This is a genomic window from Bathymodiolus thermophilus thioautotrophic gill symbiont, assembly GCF_003711265.1.
GTDB lineage: Bacteria > Pseudomonadota > Gammaproteobacteria > PS1 > Pseudothioglobaceae > Thiodubiliella.
Genome location: NZ_CP024634.1, coordinates 708,639 through 729,827 on the forward strand (window position 1 = coordinate 708,639; position 21,189 = coordinate 729,827).

Below are 21,189 nucleotides of genomic sequence, written 5' to 3' on the forward strand. Positions count from 1 at the left end.
TTATTTGGATTGAGAGTTTAAGTAGGCTTGGTCTGAAATGGCTGTCCAAGCGCGTATTTTCCGTAGATAGTTAGTTTGAGATTCAATAATTTCTTTAGAAAGTGGGTTGCTTGCAGCCAGTTTTTTAAGAAGTTTGTCGTTTGCGGCTCTGAGTGCGTCAAACACGGGTTTAGGGAAGGTTCTAATTTTGATATTGGGGTAGTCTTTTTTCATAGTTGCCCAGTTTTTGGCGCTTTCGTGTTCAGATTGATCGTACATCTGGTAAGCAGATAACTTCATTGCTGAGATTAAAATGGTTTGTAAATCCTTGGGTAAACTGTTGTATTTTTTAAGATTGACTAAGAATTGTAATTCAGAACCAGGTTCATGCCAACCAGTGTAATAATAAGGCGCAATTTTGTGAAAACCCATTCTCAAATCTAGTGATGGACCAATCCATTCTAATGCGTCAATCGTGCCACGGTCTAGTGCAGTGTAGAGTTCACCGGGTGAGATATTGATAGGTTTGGCACCAACTTCTGCCATGATTTCACCTGCAAAGCCAGGGATGCGCATTTTTAAGCCTTTTAAATCGGCAATTGAGTTAATTTCTTTTTGAAACCAACCACCCATTTGGTTGCCGGAACTACCGCCAATGATGGATTTGAGTCCATATTTGGCATACACTTTGTCCATTAATTCTTGACCGCCACCATATTCAAACCAAGCGTGTTGCTCGAATGTAGTCATACCAAAGGGCATGGAGGTAAAAAATAGGGTGTTAATGTCTTTGCCTTTCCAGTAATATGAGGCAGAGTGCCCGAGGTCGTATTGTCCTGATTTAACGAAATCAAAGATACCGAAAGGGGCTTTGTGTTTGTTCTTTGAGTCAATTCTAATTTTTAATCTGCCATTTGACATGGTTTCTGCTAATTTTTTAAATTTTTTGGGTGTGTCGCCAAAAATAGGGAAATTACTCGGCCAAGTTTCAGCCAATTTAAGTGTGTAAGTTTTTTGCTCTTGTTGTTGAGTTGGCTTTTGTTTATCGTCATTAAACCAGTTAGCAGTAGCAGATATGCTGAATGTTAATAGAATGATTGCTTGAATTGTTTTTTTCATTTTGCCCCTTAAAATTTGAGTTGTGCCAAGATGGCACGGTTTTGAAGATTATAGTCATTAAATTTGTGAATATTGAGAAAATTATCTTTTAATAATTGTGTGATTTGTTGTTGTTGGTTGTAGCCGTGTTCTAGCAAAAGGTAGCCTTGTTTGTTAAGGTGTTTTGGTGCATTTTTAATAATAAGGCGAATGTCGTCCAAACCATCTTTACCAGCAACCAATGCACTTTGTGGCTCATGACTTAAGTCTTTTAAATAAAGGTCATTTTGTTCAATGTAAGGGGGGTTGGAAATGATTAAATCAAAGGTTTGATTGGGCACAGCATCGAACCAATTGCCTTGTTGAAAATTGATGTCTTGGCGGGCGTTTTGTTTTGCCACTGCCAGTGCTTTGTCACAAAAATCTGTGGCACTGACTTGCCAATGTGGATTTTTATCCGCCAAGGTAATGGCAATAATGCCACTACCTGTGCCTAAATCTAATAAACGACAAGGCTTTTTTTTGAATAAATCCAGTGCAATGTCAATTAAAAGTTCGGTTTCTGGGCGCGGAATAAGCGTATCAGGTGTTACTTTGAAATCTAAGTGGTAAAAGCCTTTTGTGCCACTTAAATAGGCGAAAGGAACGCCTTTTTGTCGTTGCTCTATCAGATGCGCTAGCGTGTGTTTTTCTTGGGCGTTGAGAATGTAATCGTTATGTGTAATCAACCAAGTGTGATCTCTTTTTAACGCCAATCCTAAAAGTGGAGCGCTATCAATAACACGACTATTTAGATAGTGATGAACGCTATGCATCAATCCAATTTTTGAGGGCAACAATCAAACCTAAACCGATAAAAGCACCAGGTGGCAGAACAGCAAGCAATGTACCTTGATAATCTTCAAATACGGTAACGCTGAGTGTGTCACCCAAACTGCCTAGCAATAAAGCAGATTGGTCAAATAAAGTGCCAGCACCAATTAATTCACGCATAGCACCGAGAATAACCAATACAATTGAAAATCCAATACCCATCATTAAGCCATCTAATGCGGATTTACCCCAAGTATTTTTACTGGCAAATGCCTCCGCTCTACCCAAAATGGCGCAATTAGTCACAATTAATGGCACAAAAATACCCAGTATCAAATACAAGTCATAAAAATAGGATTGCATTAACAATTCGACAATAGTAACAAACGAGGCAATGAGCAAAACAAAAATAGGGATGCGAACTTCTCTTGAAATTTGGTGACGAAAAATAGAAACAGTGGTATTTGAAGCCACCAAAACAAAGGTAGTTGCTAACCCAAGTCCGATTGCATTGGTAATATTATTAGTTACCGCTAGCAATGGACACAAGCCTAAAAGCGCCACTAAGGCTTGGTTGTTGCTCCACAGTCCGTTTTTTGCGATTTTAATATAATCTTCCATAGAGGCTGATTATATCAAGTTATACCTTTAAATAAATACAATCTCATCATTTGACACGCTGCCACGAATGACCGAACCTGGAGGAAATTCGCCAGCCAATATTTTTTGTGATAACGGGTTTTCTAACAATCTTTGAATGGTGCGTTTGAGTGGTCTGGCGCCAAATATGGGGTCGTAGCCTCTGTCGATAATGGTTGTTATTGCCTCATCATCTAACTCAAGTTTGAGATCCATTTTAGCCAAACGAGATTGTAAAATCTCAATTTGCAAGGTGGCAATGCCTTTAATTTGCGCTTTCTCAAGGTTGTTGAAAATGACAATTTCATCAATACGATTGACAAATTCTGGACGAAAATGTTCACCAACAATTTGTGTCAGTTCAGCGGTCATATCTTTGCCAGGATTTTCCTGGATAAGATGTGAGCCGAGATTAGAAGTCATTACAATCACGGTGTTTTTAAAATCCACAGTGCGACCTTGACCATCGGTTAAACGACCATCATCTAGCACTTGAAGTAAGATATTAAACACATCAGGGTGGGCTTTTTCTACTTCATCAAGCAAAATAATAGAATACGGCTTGCGTCTAACGGCCTCGGTTAAAACACCACCTTGCTCATAACCAACATAACCAGGAGGTGCGCCAATCAATCGTGCAACTGAATGTTTTTCCATAAATTCGCTCATATCCACTCGAATAATGGCTTGCTCGGTATCAAATAAAAAGTCTGCCAAGGCTTTGGTAAGCTCGGTTTTGCCTACACCTGTTGGCCCCATAAACATAAATGAGCCATCAGGGCGATTGGGATCAGACAATCCTGCACGAGAGCGGCGAACTGCATCGGAAATAACTTTAACAGCCTTGTCTTGACCGACCAATCGCTGATGGATAATTGACTCCATTTGCAGGAGTTTATCGCGTTCACCTTCCATCATTTTGTCTACAGGAATACCTGTCCAGCGGGCGACAATATGGGCAATTTCATCTTCGGTAACTTTGTTGCGAAGGAGGGTCATTTCTTCTACAGTAGCAGATTCAGACTCGGATATTTTGGCTTCAAGTGCTGGAATTTTTCCGTATTGGAGTTCACTCATTTTTGCCAAATCGTTGTTACGAGTGGCAGATTCAAGGTCAGTTTTTGCTTGTTCAAGTTCTTCTTTGAGGTGTTGAGCGCCTTGTACCACGGATTTTTCTTTTTTCCAGATTTCTTCTAAATCAGCATATTCTTTTTCCAATGATTGAATCAGTTCAACCAATTCTTTGAGTCGGGCTTTAGAGGCTTTGTCTTTCTCTTTTTTAAGCGCCATTCGCTCAATTTTGAGTTGCACCAATTTACGGTCAAGTTTGTCCATTGATTCTGGCTTTGAATCAATTTCCATGCGAATTTGTGATGCTGCTTCATCGATTAAATCAATGGCTTTGTCAGGTAGTTGCCTATCGGTAATGTATCTGATTGAATAAGTAACAGCGGCGATAATTGCAGGGTCGGTAATTTCTACACCGTGATGCACCTCGTATTTTTCCTTCAATCCACGCAAAATGGCTATGGTGTCTTGCTCGGTTGGCTCGTCTACCAATACTTTTTGAAAACGGCGTTCTAAAGCAGCATCTTTTTCAATGTATTGGCGGTATTCATCTAAGGTGGTTGCGCCCATACAATGTAGGTCGCCACGAGCCAGTGCAGGTTTTAGCATATTTCCTGCATCCATTGCACCATCGGCTTTTCCTGCGCCAACCATGGTGTGTAATTCATCAATAAATAAAATCACTTGACCTTGCTCGGCTTCCAATTCTTTTAGAACAGCTTTAAGGCGTTCTTCAAATTCACCTCGGTATTTTGCCCCTGCCACTAATGCTGCCATATCAAGTGATAACAGGCGTTTTCCTTTAATGCCTTCTGGTACTTCATTGTTGATAATACGCTGTGCCAAGCCTTCGGCAATTGCGGTTTTACCAACGCCCGGTTCGCCAATTAACACAGGGTTATTTTTGGTGCGGCGTTGTAAGACTTGAATGGCACGGCGGATTTCACTGTCTCGCCCAATCACGGGGTCAAGCTTTCCTTCTTGCGCACGCTGGGTAAGGTCAAGGGTGTATTTATTTAACGCATCTCTTTGGGTTTCTGCATTTTGGTCGTTCACGGTTTCTCCTCCTCTAAGGTTGTCTATGGCAGTTGATAAATTTTGTTTATTAACGCCTAATGCCTTTAATAATGTTGTTGTTGTATCGTTGCCTTCAATAATTGCCAACAAAAATAATTCGGTAGATAAGTAACTATCGCCTTTATCTGTTGCCAGTTTTTCGGTGGTATTTAGCAATCTTAATAAACTTTGTGAAACACCTATGTCGCCATTTGGATTGCCTACCACTGCCAAATTGTCAATGGCTTTGTCCACATCAACTTTGAGTTGTTTGGTCTCTATTTTGAGTGTTCTAATTACATTGCTCACGCTAGAAGCATAATCGTTGAGCATTGCACTTAGTACATGTACACCTTCGATGGCAGTATGATTTTTGTTAATCGCAATAGATTGTGCGGCGTTTAAATCTTGTTGGAATTGCGAAGTTAGTTTGTTAATATCCATTTCATTTTATTTTTTTTTAATTGCTTAAAGATTATTTATGGGATGATTAGCCACTTATCAAGTCAAAAATAAAATATTATGTTGAATTTAGTGTTATTTGAGCCAGAAATACCTAATAATACGGGCGCTATTATTCGTTTGTGTGCCAATATGGGTGCAAATTTACACCTTATTAAGCCGTATGGTTTTGACATGGAGGATAAGAAATTACGCAGAGCAGGACTGGATTACAAAGAGTTAGCGTGTGTGCGGGAATACGATAATTTTGAGGATTATCTGGACAAAGCAAAACCTGAAAGGTTGTTTGCAGTAAGTTCAAAGGTTAAAACCATTTATACAGAAGTTAACTATCAAGCCAATGATTCGCTACTTTTGGGCCCAGAGACACGAGGACTTCCTGAAGATATATTAAGTCAATATCAGGGTATTACCCTGCCCATGCAAGCAGGTTCTCGTAGTTTAAATTTATCAAATTGTGCCTCTATTGTGGCTTACGAGGCATGGCGGCAAATTGCGTTTATGGGGGCAAAAAAATGAATGTCGTTTTATATAGAGGTCTTATTGCGTTATTGTTATTGTTTGCTTCAACAGCAAATGCAGGCAGTTGCGTGGTTTTAATGTATCATCATTTTTCTGACACCAAGCCCAAATCAACCAGTGTTAGTCCTGAATTATTTGAGCAGCATTTACAGTATTTGCAAGACAATCATTTTAAAGTGCTTAAACTTAAAACCATGTTGGCACATTTAAAAGAGGGTAATTTACCCAATAAATGCGTGGTATTAACGGCTGATGATGCTTATCAATCTATTGCTGAAAACGCCTATCCTTTACTGGAAAAATATCAAATGCCAATGAGTGTATTTGTTGCCACTGAACCAATGGATAAAAAATATCCAGCAATGATGTCATGGCAAAAAATGCGTGATATTCAAGGTGAAATTATGCAATTTTATAACCACACTAGCACGCATTCACATTTATTAGATTTAAATAAAGAGCAAGTTAAAGTGAAAATTACCCAAGCACAAAATCGATTGGAGCAGCAATTAGGCAAACGCGAAAAAATTCTTGCTTATCCTTACGGTGAGGCGAGTTTAGCAATATTAAATCAAGTTAAAAATATGGGTTATAGTGCTTTTGGACAGCATTCTGGCGTGGTATCTGAGACAAGCAATCGACAAAATTTACCGCGTTTCCCGATGGCAACACGCTACGCCAAAATGTCCAGTTTTAAAACCAAAGTTAATGCCTTGCCAATGCCAATTAAAGCCAAAACCACCAATCCGATATTCACCCAAAACCCACCAACTTTAACACTGGAATTTTCCAAACCTCTCAACAAATACCAGCAAAACAATTTTAATTGTTTTGCTAGTGGTGGTGTAAATATGACATGGGAAGGCAATCAAAGTGTTGCCATTACTGCCAATAACCCTTTGGACTATCGCCGTAATAAATACAATTGCACTATGCCCAGTGGACAAAAAGGCAGGTATTATTGGTATAGTGTTCAATGGGTTAATCTAAAAATCAAAGAGCAATAAAAGCCAACCAATTGGCAATAATTTAACTATCAGGTTTTTTATAATGAGACCTTAGCCCTGGCAGGACAAGGTTTAAAAAAATAGGTCTCGCAATAATTTTTTTAATTTTTTCCCAGCATTCTTCTTAAAGTATTGTCTTTATTAATAAAATGATGCTTTAAAGCGCCAAAAAAATGTAGCACAATAGCGACAATCATAGTCCATCCCGCTATTTCATGGACTTCTGCCATAAAGCCAGCAAGTGCTGCATTATGCGGAATGGCTTCTTTGGCAATAGGGTCAAATTGTGCTGCAATAATCTCCAAGCCAAAAACTGACACACCATAACCACCTGCACCAGACATAATAAAACCTGAAATTGGCATGACAACAATGGCAATGATTAGCACCCAATGTATTATTTTCGCTAGATTGTGTTCAATTGCTTTGTAGGTAGAAACAGGCTCAAGCCAACCATTAACAAAACGCCAGTAAACTCTAGCAATAATGACTGCAAAAATCAAAACGCCTATTGATTTGTGAATAGGATAAAGTTCAAACGCTTCGTTTTCACTCATATAAACCCCAATAACTGCTAATGCAATAACGCTTAAACCAACTATCCAATGTAGTGTTATTGTTAAAGCAGATAATTTTTCTCTTGTGTCCCGCATGTTTTTCTCCTATTTTTTTGAAATTTTAAATATTATAAGATCTTTACATAAGTATAAATGATTAGCAAAATTCAATTTTTGCCCTTTTAAGAGGACTGCTGGGGGTGTTGGAAAAAAATTGTCAAGTGGGCGAAAAATGGATTCTTGATGGTTATTCATATTTATGCAAAACTCTCATTATAAAGTAGATATTTATTTTTTGTGGATTTAACACACAACCTTATTAATAAAAAGTGACTTCACACGAGCACTTTTTGATTTTTTTTAACTACTAGATAAATGCCTCATTTAAAGGTCTTAAGTTAAAGCGCCATACAAATGGTATTATTTCCTATCTTTAGACTAGATAAGTAATTACTTAAATCAAGTGTATATTTGGATGTATAATAACAAATTTACCGTTGTCTAGAACTTCTCTTGTATTTAGTATGATTTATCAATTTTTAAAAAGAATCAATATAGATAGGCCGTATGTGTTTTACACATTGGTATTTGTGATATTTGTATTACCGTTAACATATGTTAATAATTTTTACTACTATAAAAGTATAGCCAAAGTAGAAAAGACAGCAATGCTCAATATGGCCAATACACTGAATAAATTTTCTGAAATGTGTGTTAAGTTACCCAATAACAATACCACGCAATGTATCGATAAACTGAAGCGGTTTCTAAGTAGCAATAAAGATTCCTATGGAAGTCTTGTTATTATAACCGCCAAAAATAAACTTTTACTTAAGCATGATAACCGATGGTATGTCCATAGTAGGTTACCTATAAATTTGAAAGATGTTGAAGGCGCAGTAACAACAATCCGTTCATTAGATGCAAATATTGCTATTACTAAAAATTCTATACCTAATATATGGTACAGCGTATATAAAAGTGTTACATTTTCGATTGCAGATATAATACAAAAAGACGGCATTCGTAAAAAATGGAGTTATATTAAAAGAGTGGCTATTCCGCGTAGCACGCCATTCTTTTCTTTTTTACTTATTGCGTTGTTAATTATGTATTTTGTGAAAAAATCAATAATTGCTCAGATAGAATTTATTAATGAGTTTGAAGATCTTGAAGATCCTAAAGGCGTTGGTTCAATTTTTTAGTCAGATCATTCATTATGAGCAAAAAAAACCAAAAGTGGCTTACTAAAAAAACCAAAGAAGAGAGAGCCAAAAAATACAAGAAAAGTGATTTTTACAAGGCAATCATTCGTCCATCCTTAAGAAAAAATAGGGAGGATAGAGAAGTTCAAGAGAATGGATTTGCTATTACAGATCATGCTGTTTTCCGTTATTATGAGCGTGTTAAAGAGATAGACATGGAGTCATTAAAAAAAGAAATTGTTCCCGAGAGTGTGCAAGCTTTTATTTGCGCTCAGAAAAATGGAGAAATTTCTGTCTATAGCGGCGGAGAAAAGTATCGATTAAAGTTTGCGAATAAAAAAGTTATAACAATAAAAAGATAATTAATATACAAAATTATTAAGGTTTTTTGAAAAATTTAATTATTGGCTAATGTTGCGCTATTATTCCAAAACAAACCAAGTAACCCTAAATCATCATCAAAAAATCCACTTTTCACTAATTTTGTGAACCTTAGTCTTGTTAAGACAAGGTTGACAGAAGTCACCAATTTGGTAAAAATTGAATTTTTTCAATTATACCATTTGCAAATATAAACCAAGCAATCTAGCGACCATCCTTATTAAGCACTATATTATTTATATTTACACACAAGCCCTGTTGTTTATTTTTGAACTTTACTAATATCAAGGCTACCATTGAATTGCACTTAATCCGCAGTAATGGGTGGAAAAATAACGCATTTAGTTATTTTTTTTAGAGTGTGGGCAATCCCAATAAAAGGCAATTCAAATGCAATTATTTGAGTGTTGTGAGTGTATAAGCATTGCTAAAATCTTTGATATTGAGTGCTTTTTTTCCTGAGAGTTGCACAGTTTTTAAACTGAGTGTGCCATCGCCTGTGGCAACAAGGCATTCTTTCTTATCGTGTTTGATGATTTCACCGGGTTGGTGATTGTGGTTGTTGTTTATCACGGTGGCAGATAGAATGCGTAATGTTTTGTCGTTAAATTTATCGCTTGTTGCATTGGTTTGGGCGATGGGATAGGGATTGAAGGCTCGGATTTGGCGGTTGATTTGTGTGGCAGATTGTGTCCAGTTGATCCACGCTTCGTCTTTTTTTAGTTTTTTGGCGTAGGTTATGTTGGCTTCATTTTGTGGTGTGGGTGATAAATTTTCTAACTCTTTTAAGGCTGTAATAATGGCATTTGCGCCTAATGAAGCAAGTTTATCATGTAGCGATTGTGCGGTATCGGTATCGGTGATTTCACAGGTTTCTTCAAGCAAAATAGCACCCGTGTCCAGGCCTTCGTTCATTTGCATAATACCAATGCCTGTGGTTTTATCGCCTGCGAAAATAGCCCGTTGAATGGGGGCAGCGCCGCGCCAGCGAGGCAATAAGGAGGCATGGATATTTAAACAACCATATTTTGGCATTTGCAACACTTCTTTGGGTAGGATTTGACCATAAGCCACAACTATCATGATGGCAGCGTTTAAGTTCTTGAGTTCAGTTTGTGCGTCTTTGTCTTTGAAGCTTTCTGGTTGCAGAATAAGTAAATTGTGTTCCAATGCTTTTACTTTGACAGGGCAGGGGGTTAGTGTCCTACCACGGCCTTTGGGGCGGTCAGGTTGGCAGTAAACGCCAACAATGTTATGTCCAGCTTTGATAAGCGCTGTTAAAACGCCGACTGAAAATTCAGGTGTACCTGCAAAAATTATTTTCATTTAAGGGCTTTTCGTGCGTTATTAATGGCTTGTTTGACTTGATTTGGTGCGGTGCCGCCTAAGTGGTTGCGTGCGTTAAGTGAGCCTTCTAGGGAAAGAATATCAAAGACATCGTTTTCAATGTCTGCATTAAATGCTTGTAATTCTTTTAGGCTTAATTCACTCAAGTCTTTTTGTTTTTGAATGCCGTAAGCCACTGATTTACCTACCACTTCGTGTGCATCACGGAATGGCAAGCCTTTTTTAACCAAATAATCAGCTAAATCTGTGGCAGTGGTGTAGCCTTTTTTGGCAGCGTTATACATATTATTGCGTTTGCTTTCAATGGTTGGCACCATATCTGCAAATACACGCAAGCACGCTTTGAGCGTATTAACGGTATCAAATAATGGCTCTTTGTCCTCTTGATTGTCTTTGTTATAAGCCAATGGTTGGGATTTCATAATGGTAAGCAACGAGGTTAAATGACCATACACACGACCTGTTTTGCCACGAACCAATTCGGGCACATCGGGGTTTTTCTTTTGTGGCATAATGGAAGAGCCTGTGCAAAAACTGTCAGGCAATTCAATAAAATCAAATTGTGCACTTGACCATAAAATTAATTCTTCTGAAAAGCGTGAAAGGTGCATCATGATAATACTGGCAGCATTTAAAAACTCAATGGCAAAATCACGATCACTAACACCATCTAGCGAATTATTACAAATGCGTTCAAAACCCAGTAATTCAGCAGTACGAACTCGATTAATTGGGTAAGTTGTGCCCGCTAATGCGGCGCTACCAAGTGGCATTGAATTGAGTCGTTTGCGACAATCAATGAGGCGCTCAGCATCACGAGACAGCATTTCAAAATACGCCATCATATGATGACCAAAACTTATGGGCTGTGCGGCTTGCAAGTGCGTGAAGCCGGGTAAAATAGTGTCAACCTCTTGTTCTGCCAAATCAAGCAATGCGCTTTGTAGGCGCTTAATTTCATTGTTAATGTCATCCACTTGATTGCGCAAGTATAAGCGAATATCAGTTGCCACTTGGTCGTTGCGAGAGCGCCCAGTGTGTAATTTCTTACCTGCATTGCCAATCATGTTCACCAAGCGCGCTTCAATATTCATATGCACATCTTCTAAATCAATTGACCATTCAAATTTATCGGCTTCAATGTCAGCAAGAATGGTATTTAAACCATCGATAATTTGTGATTTTTCCTCATCAGTCAACAATCCGACTTCGCACAACATTGTGGCGTGTGCAATTGAGCCAGCAATGTCATACGGGGCGAGAATTTTATCAAAAAATACTGAAGCGCCAAAAATCTTCACAAATTCGTCAGTTGGTTGGTTGAAGCGTCCGCCCCAAGATTGGTTAGTGGTTGTCATAGTATTGCCTTAAGTTGTTTGGTTGCTTGTGTAATCAGGGTATCTAATTCAGTCCAATAGGTCTCAATTAAAGTAACGCCAATTTTTTTCTCCAGCACATTGCCATGATTATCAAACAGCATTAATGTAGGATAAAACTTGGTATTGTACTTAAAACTAAATTGAGAATGGTTACTGCGTTGCCCTGAAAAATCAATAATTTCTTCTAACGAAGAATAAAAAATATGGCGTAAGATTATTTTATCTTGGTATTCTTTTAATTCACTCATTGGCCTGATTACTTCCTGTTTAACCAATTCACAATAGGGGCAATTAGGCGCTGAGAACATAACTAAGATGGGTATTTGCTTATGTTTTGCCATTCTCCCATCGATAAAAAAATCTTTTGCGTCTACTAACATCAGTAAAATAGTTTATTCTTTAAAAGTCAGTATTTTATATGAAAACGCTAAAAATCGCTACACGCAAAAGCCCACTCGCACTATGGCAGGCTGAATATGTAAAATCTAAGTTGGCATATCATCATCCTGATTTGACGATTGAGCTGGTAAAAATGACAACCAAAGGTGACCAAATTTTAAACTCTCCACTGTCTAAAATTGGCGGAAAAGGTTTGTTTATCAAGGAATTGGAAATAGGTATGTTAGCAGGCGAAGCAGATATTGCTGTGCATTCAATGAAAGATGTGCCGTATGAAATCCCCGAAGCATTCGAACTGGGTGCGATTTTAAAACGAGAAAACCCATTTGATGCTTTTGTTTCTAATTATTTTGACAGTATTGATGACTTACCACAAAACGCCAAAGTAGGCACTTGTTCAATGCGCCGTATCGTACAACTTAAAGCCATCCGTCCTGATTTAGAAATTTTAGATTTGCGTGGTAATGTTAATACTCGCTTGCAAAAATTAGATGATGGTGAATTTGATGCGATTATTTTGGCATGTGCAGGACTTATCCGCCTTGGCTTTAAAGACAGAATTAAACAACAAATATCCGCCGAACAATCGTTACCTGCTGTTGGACAAGGAGCAGTTGGTATTGAAATTCGTAAAAATGATACTCAGGTTCTGACTTTAATTAAGCCTTTAATTGATGCTGAAACCACCTATAGAGTCAACGCTGAACGAGCAATGAATGCCCGTTTAGAAGGGGGCTGTTCTGTGCCAATTGCAGGCTATTCGACCATTGATAGCAAGCAAATCACACTGTCAGGCTTGGTGGGTAATGTGGACTCTGGAGTGATATTAAAACATCAGGTATTTGGCAACATTGATGATGCTGAAGTATTAGGCACACAATTAGCCGATAAATTAATTGCCATGGGTGCGCGAGATATTTTAAAATAAATATTATTATTATTCAAAAAAAGGCCATATCATGTTAAGAATTATCGAAAAAAGTTTCCTTAGAATTACACAAGTTGTAGGTTTAGTATTTGCCATTATTGCATTAGTTATGGCGGTTACCATAGGTTATAACAAAATCAATGTTAAAGTTGACGGCAAAGTGGATGCACCCAATATTAAACTTGCTGATTATCAAAAATTAATACGCACTCAAGAAGTAAAGATTGGCAAAAATCTAAACAATAATCAATATTTTAATCAAGAATTTGATGCGTATATTAACGATATTGTTGGCGCACTAAGTAACCTTCCGAATGGTGTGATTAACAAAATCGACCTCAAGCAAAAAGTTAAAATCTCAACCAAGGTCAAGCTCAATCAATACCCTCAAGCATTGCAGTTGGCGTATGTTAAATCTTTGGCAAAATTAACCAGACAAGTTGCAAATGTTGGGGGTGAAATCAATGTGGATAACTTTGTCAAATGGCACGACCAAGCCTTTTTTCAAAAAATGAAGGCACAAGACGCGCGCAATTTTTTACAAATTGGGTCGTTGAAAATAGAAAAATCAGCCTATTTTGCCATTTGGAAAGCGCTGGCTATATTTGTAATGTTAGTGATTATGCTCGCCGTGTTGCGTATTGAGAAAAATACCAGAAATTAAAAAATCAGAGTGAAATCGCCTTTGTCATACAGTGTGCCATTAATTTGCAGTTGTATTTGATGATTGCCTGGATAAAGTTTTTTGGTGCTCATATGCTTAAATAAATGCTTTTTTTCGATAACAACAGGCACATTGCTTTTCAGTGACAGTTGTTTAATTTTAAACACTTTTTCACAGAGTCTTGTACTTGGGTTTGAGTAAGTAATTTTATAATCTAACATTAATTTCATTTCTTTTGTGGATGAAATTTTGAATGAAAAATCTAGGTATTCGCCCAAATTTATTTGTTTATTTTTAACCTGAAAGGCGTTAATTTTAATATCAGGATTGGCGTTAAATCCCAGTAAGCCAAGTGCTTGAATATTGCCCTTTTTTACCAAAGTTCGTAATGCATGCTTGATTAAAAAATCCAATTCTTTTGGGTTGCTCTGCCTACCTTCTATTTGCCATCTTGTTAGCGTGTGAATGACTAAATCAGGGTCTATTTTAGCAATGTCATTCAGATGGTTGGCAACCGAACGCACAACATAGCGAGTGTTGTCAGAATACAATCCATCCAAGACAGTCAGTGCTTTTTTGTAATCAAAATCAATACCAATACACCAGGGTAATTTTGGTCGCAAACCCTCCGATGCTAAGCGTCGTTGATGGTAATTGTCTGAGTGTGCCATGGTTTGCATAAAGGCAAAACTTTCTTTGGGGCAGTGGTTAATGAAGTATCGAATTGCATCTTCGCAACTAAAGCGTTTGGTGATTTCTGCTAAGGCGTTAAATGACAAGTTTAGAAATTGATTTTGCAAGCCATTTTTTGCCACAAAATCAGACAAAGGGGCGAAAATAAAATCACCAAAATCTTGGTCAACTTTATTTGGATCAAGTTCACAAGGTAAGGCACTTATAATAATTTTCAAAGCACTTGGATAATCATTGGGCAAATAGATTTCTAACTGTTCTCGAATGCAAACAATGCGTTGTTTTAGTTCTAATTTTGGAAATTGTGCAATGATTTTTTGAGTAAACTCAGTGTCTTTAAAATCGGGGTTGGTACCTTTAATCAATGTAGCCAAATAAGTTACTTTTTTTGGGTTAAAAAGTTCATCCTTAAGGGAAAATTTTTCAGTCATTTTTTTCTAAATCCAGTAAAAATTGTTTTCTATCTAATCCGCCACCATAGCCACCAAGCGAGCCATCCGTGGCAATGACACGATGACAAGGCACCATTAAGCCAATTTTGTTGCAACCATTCGCACTGGCGACCGCACGAATGGCATTTGGCTTGCCTAAAATTTTAGCTTCGTATTTGTAACTCCAGGTTTTGCCATACGGAATTTTAAGTAGCGTATGCCAAACCTGTTGTTGAAAATCAGTACCCACCATGTGTAAATCAAGGTCAAATTTTTTGCGCCTTCCATCCAAATATTCTGTAACTTGCGTTTGTACCAAGTCTAAATATTGGTTACTCCCTGGCAAAATCACTCCATTTAATCGATTGCACAAATCCTTAAATTCAGTTTCTAACATTCGTCTATCACTAAATTCCAACAAACACAATCCCTGTGTAGTGGCACAGGCAAACATAGTGCCAATTTTGGTGGGAAAGCGAATAATGTTAATCACAGTTTTTTCAGTATGCTTATCACTGCTTCCAAAGATATTTTTCCAGCCTTGATTAAAGCCACTTAAACTCTCGTAACCCAGCCCAAAAGCGGTATTGGTGATAGAATTACCGCCTTTAATTTGATTGTAGGCCTTGTTAATTCTAAGCATTCTCTGATAAGCGTGAAAAGTCATATTGTGATTAACCTTAAACCAGCGACGAATTCTATTGGGTTCAATGCCTTGTTTTCTCAAATCATAATCTTTGATTTTTAAATACGGGTCATTTTGTAATTGCCAGATAATTTTTTCAATATAATCAGGCGTTTTTCCCTGAACCTCCATCGGCTTACAAATTTTACAAGGACGAAACCCCGCCTTAATCGCATCATTCGGCGTGTCATAAAACACCACATTTTCCGCTTTCGGTTTTTTTGCCCGACAAAACGCCCGACAAAAAATACCCGTAGTAACAACAGCCGTTATATATGACGACAGTGAGTTTGGTTGAATAAGTGTATATTTCTCATTAAAAGTTAATTGTTTCATTGCGCTATTTTATAAGCACTAAAAGGCAACATGTTGACAAAAACTTAACAAGTTCATTTCCTTTTATTTAACACTGGCGTTAGGTGCAAGTCTGGTTGGTGTGATTTGGCGTTTGTTTAAGTGTGATTTTTTTTGTGTAGGTAAATTTTAATGATATAATGCCGCTGGTCACCGAAATACTTAAATGCTATTATTTAAATACTTAAGACCTTTGCATAAATATGAATAATCACCAAGTGGGCAAAAATTGAATTTTGCTAATCATTATTTACGCAAAGGTCTCATTTAGATATAGTTTGATAGATACCTATAACTTAATAAATTAAGGAGTAATTATGCAAGTCAAAACACAGAAACAAATTACAGTATTACAAGCCAAAGCACAAAAGATTAGTAACAAGCTCAGTGAGGAAATTGTTATTATTACTAAAGGGGTTCAACATATTCAAGTTCAAGCAGGGGTAACTTATCAATTAAATACTCAGGATTTTGATATTAATAAGTTGAATTTAATTGCCAAAAAAGTCGGTGATGATTTAGAAGTAGCCTCAGAAGATGGTGTGATTATTTTTGACAACTATTTTGAAGTTTGTGCCAGTGATTTATCTTGCTTAGTTTCTCTACCTGCTAAAGACGGTGGACTTTATCATGTTATTGCTGACATCTTCTTTACTTTAGAAGATGGTACGCAAGTTGTTTATTTTTATGGTGACCAATCTATTGTGTCTACTGAGTCTAGTGCGACAGATGAAACAACGCAAAGTTTTGGTGAGTTTATTGATTCAAATATTGGCAGTATAGCAGTATTTATGGTGGCAGTACTTGCGATTGCTAGTAGCGGTAGTAATAGTAGTAATAACGACAACGATAATAATACTGAATTCTCACTAAATGGCGTTTTTTCAGCAGGTATGTACACAGGTGGTAAAGTTAGTAATGCGATTTTCATTTATGACAAAGACGGCAATCAAATGGCCAATGTTGACCTTAAGGAAGGAGGCGCTTATACTGTTTCTGTAAATGACTTAGGGTTAGGCTACAGAGCTTACACGGGTACAATTTACATTCGACTTAAAGCCTCTAATGAAATAACATTCTTAGACGAAGTGCGTAATGCTGAAGCAACCTTGCAGAATGATCTGTATTCCATTGCTACATTTATTTCAGATTCAGTAACAGCGCATATTAATGTGCAAACTACCATTGCAACACAAGTTATTGTTGGTGCTTATATCACTGCTAGTAACGATGACAAAAAATTGATTATTGGTGCTGAGGGTTCTTTTGTCGGCATTGACAAAGAAAAAATAGAAAGACTTGAAGAAGTAACACGAAACGCACTTGATTTGGAAAGCAATATTTTTACAACAAAGGTTGATACAATTAATAGTGTCGGCGATGAAGAGGGCAATATAAAAGCAGGCCAAGTAGCCGCCTCACTTTCAGGTGCAGTTTCAGATGGCACCAGTCTCCAAGATGTTATTGATAGTGTTGCTTATAGTATTGATAAAGTCGGCGCCTTAACAGCTGTAATAGCAGGCAAACTTACTGCTGGCTTGATCGAAGTTAAAAATAAAATGAAAACCGATGCAAGCACCAATGCTGACAATAAAGTTGCCGCAGAAGTTGCTGCTCAAAATGCAATCACCGGTATCGGTAAAAATGATTACGATAATGGTACTGCTGAATTTAAGGAGGCTAAAGATAATGCACTTGCTAGCGCTAAAGTAGCAAAAGCAAAAGCCCTTGCCGATAAATTAAAAGTTGACGCAGCTGCCGATGCACTTGTTGCTGACACAACATTTGATGTATCGCCAATTACCAATGCAGGTTTAACTTTCTCTGCTGATACAGGAGTCAACAATGATCTTATTACCCAAACAAAGATACAAAATATTTCAACAACTCTAAACGACTCACTTGAGACCAATGAAAGCGTTTGGCTTTCAGTTAATAACGGCAACTGGCAAAAAGGCAATGCTGTCAACAACTCCAAAGTCATTGTTTGGGACAATGTTGATTTAGGCAGTGAAGGCATCAATATTATACGAGTAGTTGTTTCAAAAGCAAACGACGGAACCCAAGTTGACGCTAAAAAAATCAGTGCGATTGCTGCAAAAGAATACACGCTTGATGCTACAGGTTCAGCCGTAGCAAGTGTGACTATAAGTGCTACCGACAGTTCAGATGTGATCAAAACAGGTTCACTCACAGTGGGCGATAAAGTCATTGTTAGCATCGTTATGAGCGAAGCAGTAATTGTTACTGCCAATACAGATATAGATAAACCCGTCTATAAAGTTATGATTGGCGATACCGAAAAAGAAGCAACTTATGTATCAGGCTCAGGCACAAACACATTAAAATTTTCTTACACCATCGTCGCTAATGAGACAGACAATGTTGATGGCATTACTGCCAACGCTAACAAATTGGTATTAATGGGCTCAGGCACCATTACCGACATCGCTGGCAATGTGGCAAATCTTGCCAGTCCAGTGGCTGCTACCAATACGATTATTATTGACACCAAAGCCCCGAATGCACCAGCTAATTTGAAATTAGCAACTGATGATGACACAGGTTCTAATAATCATGACAATGAAACCAGCAAAACCTTCGTAACCATCATGGGCGAAGCCGAGGCAAATTCCACTGTAAAATTATTCAATGGTGATACTTTGTTGGGCTCAACTACTACTGATAACAGTGGTAATTTCAGCCAAAATATCACTTTAGCAGCAGATTTAACAAATATCACTGCAAAGGCAATTGATGCTTCAGGCAATCAAAGCATTGCCTCCGCTGTTTTGTCAATTACATTAGACACCCTGGCACCAGTACTCAGCAATGAAGTTGTAGTCAATGTTGCTACTAAAGTAGAAACCAGTGTTCAGGTTTATGATGCACAAGCAACCGATGGGGGTGACAAAGATGAGGGTGTTACTTATTCGGTTACAGGGGGTGCGAATAAAAATTTATTTGAGTTCAAAGATGATGTGGCAAAAGCAACAGGTATTCTTACTTACAAAGATAAGCAAATGACTGAAGCTGATCATACGGTTATTATCACCGCAACTGATGTTGCTGGTAATACTAAAGAACAAACGGTAATTGTTCATGCTAAAAACCTCTTTACCAGTGTTAACTGGACAGGTGCAACGGATGACAATTACATCGGTGCTGCTGAAAAATCAGCCGTCACCTTGTCAGGAACAATTGTAGGTGGCGAAAATACGGTTGTTATTGAAAAAATTGAGATTTTCAAGGATGGTATTCAAGTAGGCGACGATATTACCACAGGCATAATTGTTGACAGTTCTAGTAAAACTTGGTCATTAAATAGCCAAGTTAGCACTTCAAACTTTGCTAATTTGGCAGATGGCACTTACATCGCCAAAGTAACTATAAAAGATGGTAGCAATGCGCCTATTACTTTATCTAGTACAAGCATCACTTATGATACCTCCGCACCAATTTTAGACATTACCAGTAACAAAGCCATGGGCGTAGCCAAAGCAGATGAAGAAGTTACTTATACCTTTACCTTTAACGAAAAAGTAGTGGATTTTACACTCAGTGATATTACCATCGACAATGGCGTTATTAAATCTGGCGCTAACTTAGTGGCAGCCACAGGTACTGATGTAGGTAAAAAATGGACACTTGTTGTTATTCCTGATGCCGACAAAGGCTTGGGTACAAATATGACAGTCTCTGTTGATGCCAATAAAGTTAGAGACCTTGCAGGTAATGGTGTTGTCGAATCAAGCAACAATCAAGCCATTGACACCATGGCGCCAACTTTAATCATTAGTGATGATAATGTAGGTGCCGTTAAAGCAGGTACAGAAGTTACCTACACCTTTATTTTTAGCGAAAAAGTAACTGGCTTTACCAAAGCAAGTATTGCTATTACCAATGGTACAATTAAAAGTAATGCGGTTTTAGTAGAAGCCACAGGTGTCGATGCAGATAAAAAATGGACACTCGTTATCACCCCTAACACTGGTACAGATGCCGGTAGCAAATTAATAGTTTCAGTGCCAACCAGCAATAGTGGCATTACAGATATTGCAGGTAATGCTTACAGTGTCAAGGCGGCAAACAATGAGCAAGATATTGACTCTGAATCTCCAGATGCTTTCGTCAATACCATTAGTGAAATCGCTGGTACAGACTTTGTTATTAATGCCAGCGAAAAAACCAATGGCTTTACGGTTAAAGGCACCATTAGTAATGCATCAGATGGCAACAAAGTCATTATTAGTCTTAATGGAAAAAACTATGAGTCTGCTGAATTTACCTCAGGTGGAAAGGCTTGGGAAATCAATGTACCTGCAACAGATTCGGTTTCAATCACTGCAGGCAATGTGGTTGCTAAATTGATTAATTTAGCAGGCAAATCTTCTGCAGAAAAAGAACACAGTTTTGCTATTAATACTACCCTTCCAATCATTGTTGATTTCACCTCAACTACAAGCGATGGCATTTATAAAATTGGCGATACAATCGACATCGTTGCCACTGCCAGCGAAACCTTGAAAGCGAACAGTGAAATAATATTAACCCTGAACACAGGCGCCATAGTCGCATTAACAACCTCCTCAAATAGCACCACTTTAACGGGTACTTACATAATTGCTACCAATCAAAACAGTGAAGATCTTAGTGTTAGTAGTTTTGCACTTAGTGCAAACACGCCAGAAGATATGGCAGGTAATGTCATGATCGCTACGGAAATCCCTATTGGCGATCATAATATTGCAAATTTCAAAGCTATTGTTATTGACACTATGTTGCCAACCTTAGACATTGCCTTTACCGGTCTTAATATTGCCAAAATAGGCGATGAAGTTTCTTGCACCTTTACCTTTAGTGAGGTAGTAACAGGTCTTACTGAAGACGATATTGCCATTGTCAATGGCGCAGTTAAAGCCAACAGTTTAGTGGCAGCAACAGATGCTAATGCAGGCAAGGTATGGACATTTATTATTACCCCTGAAGCCAACAAGGATACAGGTACAAATATGACAGCCTCTCTTAAGGCTAACACAGTCAAAGACTCTGCAAATAATTATGTTGTTGAAACAACAAGTGGGAATCAGGCCATTGATACCAAGGCGCCAACTAAGGCGGTCACAGGCAGTATCCTTATCAAGGATAACGATACCAACAGTGTTTATAATGAAGGCGACGAATTAATTTTTAAATTTTCAGAAAACCTTTCTGCTAACACATTTGTTCCTACTGTTGACAATAATCATTCTTTTGGCATTGGAGTTGGTGTCTCGATATCAAACGATACTGTTGTAATAATTTTAGGCAATAATTCAAACCTAGAAATTGGTGATGTTATCTCACTACCTAGTGATGCAATTATTGATATAGCTGGTAATGCAGCAGGTGCATCAGGCAGTAATATTGAATTTACCCTCCCAAGTTTTCCAACGCCCCCGCCTGTTGATGGAACAATAATATAGTTTCTATACTGGACAGTAGCCTTAAGGGGATTATATTGCTCTTATACCATTTTATTT

18 protein-coding genes are annotated in these 21,189 nt (G+C 37.8%); 7 read left to right on the top strand and 11 right to left on the bottom strand.

Annotation, left to right across the window (positions count from 1 at the left end; genetic code table 11):
* From MS2017_RS02515 to clpB, 4 genes are read right to left on the bottom strand one after another with little or no spacing between them, the layout of a single operon-like run.
* Positions 1 to 1,098 carry a TRAP transporter substrate-binding protein gene (locus tag MS2017_RS02515; protein ID WP_071563668.1) on the bottom strand — a complete coding sequence of 366 codons (1,098 nt, stop codon included), beginning with the start codon at positions 1,096 to 1,098 and terminating at the stop codon, positions 1 to 3.
* An 8-nt stretch (positions 1,099 to 1,106) separates the two neighbouring features.
* Positions 1,107 to 1,913 carry a peptide chain release factor N(5)-glutamine methyltransferase gene (prmC, locus tag MS2017_RS02520; RefSeq protein ID WP_306822003.1) on the bottom strand — a complete coding sequence of 269 codons (807 nt, stop codon included), beginning with the start codon at positions 1,911 to 1,913 and terminating at the stop codon, positions 1,107 to 1,109.
* Positions 1,885 to 2,511 carry an electron transport complex subunit E gene (locus MS2017_RS02525; RefSeq protein ID WP_071563670.1) on the bottom strand — a complete coding sequence of 209 codons (627 nt, stop codon included), beginning with the start codon at positions 2,509 to 2,511 and terminating at the stop codon, positions 1,885 to 1,887. Before MS2017_RS02525 ends, prmC begins: the two co-directional genes overlap by 29 nt.
* Before the next feature lie 27 nt (positions 2,512 to 2,538).
* Positions 2,539 to 5,097 carry an ATP-dependent chaperone ClpB gene (clpB, locus tag MS2017_RS02530; RefSeq protein ID WP_122951147.1) on the bottom strand — a complete coding sequence of 853 codons (2,559 nt, stop codon included), beginning with the start codon at positions 5,095 to 5,097 and terminating at the stop codon, positions 2,539 to 2,541.
* Between the two features lie 78 nt (positions 5,098 to 5,175).
* On the opposite strand from clpB, the gene MS2017_RS02535 reads away from it, so the two are divergent.
* Both MS2017_RS02535 and MS2017_RS02540 read left to right on the top strand, forming a co-directional pair.
* A complete protein-coding gene (locus MS2017_RS02535; protein WP_122951148.1) occupies positions 5,176 to 5,634 on the top strand; it encodes a tRNA (cytidine(34)-2'-O)-methyltransferase in 459 nt (152 codons plus the stop codon).
* Positions 5,631 to 6,644, top strand: coding sequence for a polysaccharide deacetylase family protein (locus MS2017_RS02540; RefSeq protein ID WP_164707580.1), 1,014 nt, complete (start codon positions 5,631 to 5,633; stop codon positions 6,642 to 6,644). Before MS2017_RS02535 ends, MS2017_RS02540 begins: the two co-directional genes overlap by 4 nt.
* A gap of 101 nt (positions 6,645 to 6,745) precedes the next feature.
* Here MS2017_RS02540 and MS2017_RS02545 read toward each other — a convergent pair whose 3' ends face one another.
* On the bottom strand, positions 6,746 to 7,297 hold the full coding sequence (locus tag MS2017_RS02545; protein WP_071563674.1) for a cytochrome b: 552 nt from the start codon (positions 7,295 to 7,297) through the stop codon (positions 6,746 to 6,748).
* Between the two features lie 9 nt (positions 7,298 to 7,306).
* Positions 7,307 to 7,456 (bottom strand): hypothetical protein, encoded by a 150-nt coding sequence (locus MS2017_RS11100; protein WP_164707581.1) that lies wholly within the window; start codon positions 7,454 to 7,456, stop codon positions 7,307 to 7,309.
* 422 nt (positions 7,457 to 7,878) lie between these two features.
* Between MS2017_RS11100 and MS2017_RS02550 the strand changes: the two genes are divergently transcribed.
* Together MS2017_RS02550 and MS2017_RS02555 are read left to right on the top strand one after the other, a co-directional pair.
* Entirely contained in the window at positions 7,879 to 8,406 is a 528-nt protein-coding gene (locus tag MS2017_RS02550) for a hypothetical protein (protein WP_164707582.1), read from the top strand.
* A 14-nt stretch (positions 8,407 to 8,420) separates the two neighbouring features.
* Positions 8,421 to 8,768, top strand: coding sequence for a hypothetical protein (locus tag MS2017_RS02555; protein ID WP_071563676.1), 348 nt, complete (start codon positions 8,421 to 8,423; stop codon positions 8,766 to 8,768).
* A gap of 415 nt (positions 8,769 to 9,183) precedes the next feature.
* Here the strand turns inward: MS2017_RS02555 and fmt are convergent, their stop codons facing one another.
* The 3 genes from fmt to MS2017_RS02570 are packed head-to-tail and all read right to left on the bottom strand — an operon-like array spanning position 9,184 to position 11,893.
* On the bottom strand, positions 9,184 to 10,113 hold the full coding sequence (fmt, locus tag MS2017_RS02560) for a methionyl-tRNA formyltransferase (protein WP_122951150.1): 930 nt from the start codon (positions 10,111 to 10,113) through the stop codon (positions 9,184 to 9,186).
* Positions 10,110 to 11,492, bottom strand: a complete 1,383-nt coding sequence (argH, locus tag MS2017_RS02565; protein WP_122951151.1) for an argininosuccinate lyase — start codon at positions 11,490 to 11,492, stop codon at positions 10,110 to 10,112. Before argH ends, fmt begins: the two co-directional genes overlap by 4 nt.
* Complete coding sequence (locus tag MS2017_RS02570; protein ID WP_122951152.1) at positions 11,489 to 11,893, bottom strand: thioredoxin family protein; 405 nt, start codon at positions 11,891 to 11,893, stop codon at positions 11,489 to 11,491. Before MS2017_RS02570 ends, argH begins: the two co-directional genes overlap by 4 nt.
* A 38-nt stretch (positions 11,894 to 11,931) precedes the next feature.
* On the opposite strand from MS2017_RS02570, the gene hemC reads away from it, so the two are divergent.
* On the top strand, positions 11,932 to 12,840 hold the full coding sequence (hemC, locus tag MS2017_RS02575; protein ID WP_122951153.1) for a hydroxymethylbilane synthase: 909 nt from the start codon (positions 11,932 to 11,934) through the stop codon (positions 12,838 to 12,840).
* Between the two features lie 31 nt (positions 12,841 to 12,871).
* The gene (locus MS2017_RS02580) at positions 12,872 to 13,504 is read left to right on the top strand and encodes a hypothetical protein (RefSeq protein ID WP_071563681.1); all 633 of its coding nucleotides are present in this window, start codon (positions 12,872 to 12,874) and stop codon (positions 13,502 to 13,504) included.
* Here MS2017_RS02580 and MS2017_RS02585 read toward each other — a convergent pair.
* A complete protein-coding gene (locus MS2017_RS02585; protein ID WP_122951154.1) occupies positions 13,501 to 14,628 on the bottom strand; it encodes a DNA alkylation repair protein in 1,128 nt (375 codons plus the stop codon). The two genes, MS2017_RS02580 and MS2017_RS02585, sit on opposite strands and share 4 nt — an antisense overlap.
* Positions 14,621 to 15,649, bottom strand: coding sequence for a bifunctional transcriptional activator/DNA repair enzyme AdaA (locus MS2017_RS02590; RefSeq protein WP_071563683.1), 1,029 nt, complete (start codon positions 15,647 to 15,649; stop codon positions 14,621 to 14,623). The genes MS2017_RS02585 and MS2017_RS02590 overlap by 8 nt, the downstream gene beginning before the upstream one ends.
* A 335-nt stretch (positions 15,650 to 15,984) precedes the next feature.
* Between MS2017_RS02590 and MS2017_RS02595 the strand changes: the two genes are divergently transcribed.
* Positions 15,985 to 21,132 carry a beta strand repeat-containing protein gene (locus MS2017_RS02595; RefSeq protein WP_122951155.1) on the top strand — a complete coding sequence of 1,716 codons (5,148 nt, stop codon included), beginning with the start codon at positions 15,985 to 15,987 and terminating at the stop codon, positions 21,130 to 21,132.
* Positions 21,133 to 21,189: the final 57 nt, after the last annotated feature.

Bases quoted from the DNA above. Each gene is read 5' to 3' on its own strand.
- MS2017_RS02515 (WP_071563668.1), bottom strand. From the start codon at position 1,098: ATGAAAAAAACAATTCAAGCAATCATTCTATTAACATTCAGCATATCT.
- MS2017_RS02525 (WP_071563670.1), bottom strand. From the start codon at position 2,511: ATGGAAGATTATATTAAAATCGCAAAAAACGGACTGTGGAGCAACAAC.
- clpB (WP_122951147.1), bottom strand. From the start codon at position 5,097: ATGGATATTAACAAACTAACTTCGCAATTCCAACAAGATTTAAACGCC.
- MS2017_RS02535 (WP_122951148.1), top strand. From the start codon at position 5,176: ATGTTGAATTTAGTGTTATTTGAGCCAGAAATACCTAATAATACGGGC.
- MS2017_RS02540 (WP_164707580.1), top strand. From the start codon at position 5,631: ATGAATGTCGTTTTATATAGAGGTCTTATTGCGTTATTGTTATTGTTT.
- MS2017_RS02545 (WP_071563674.1), bottom strand. From the start codon at position 7,297: ATGCGGGACACAAGAGAAAAATTATCTGCTTTAACAATAACACTACAT.
- MS2017_RS11100 (WP_164707581.1), bottom strand. From the start codon at position 7,456: ATGAATAACCATCAAGAATCCATTTTTCGCCCACTTGACAATTTTTTT.
- MS2017_RS02550 (WP_164707582.1), top strand. From the start codon at position 7,879: ATGGCCAATACACTGAATAAATTTTCTGAAATGTGTGTTAAGTTACCC.
- MS2017_RS02555 (WP_071563676.1), top strand. From the start codon at position 8,421: ATGAGCAAAAAAAACCAAAAGTGGCTTACTAAAAAAACCAAAGAAGAG.
- fmt (WP_122951150.1), bottom strand. From the start codon at position 10,113: ATGAAAATAATTTTTGCAGGTACACCTGAATTTTCAGTCGGCGTTTTA.
- argH (WP_122951151.1), bottom strand. From the start codon at position 11,492: ATGACAACCACTAACCAATCTTGGGGCGGACGCTTCAACCAACCAACT.
- MS2017_RS02570 (WP_122951152.1), bottom strand. From the start codon at position 11,893: ATGTTAGTAGACGCAAAAGATTTTTTTATCGATGGGAGAATGGCAAAA.
- hemC (WP_122951153.1), top strand. From the start codon at position 11,932: ATGAAAACGCTAAAAATCGCTACACGCAAAAGCCCACTCGCACTATGG.
- MS2017_RS02580 (WP_071563681.1), top strand. From the start codon at position 12,872: ATGTTAAGAATTATCGAAAAAAGTTTCCTTAGAATTACACAAGTTGTA.
- MS2017_RS02585 (WP_122951154.1), bottom strand. From the start codon at position 14,628: ATGACTGAAAAATTTTCCCTTAAGGATGAACTTTTTAACCCAAAAAAA.
- MS2017_RS02590 (WP_071563683.1), bottom strand. From the start codon at position 15,649: ATGAAACAATTAACTTTTAATGAGAAATATACACTTATTCAACCAAAC.
- MS2017_RS02595 (WP_122951155.1), top strand. From the start codon at position 15,985: ATGCAAGTCAAAACACAGAAACAAATTACAGTATTACAAGCCAAAGCA.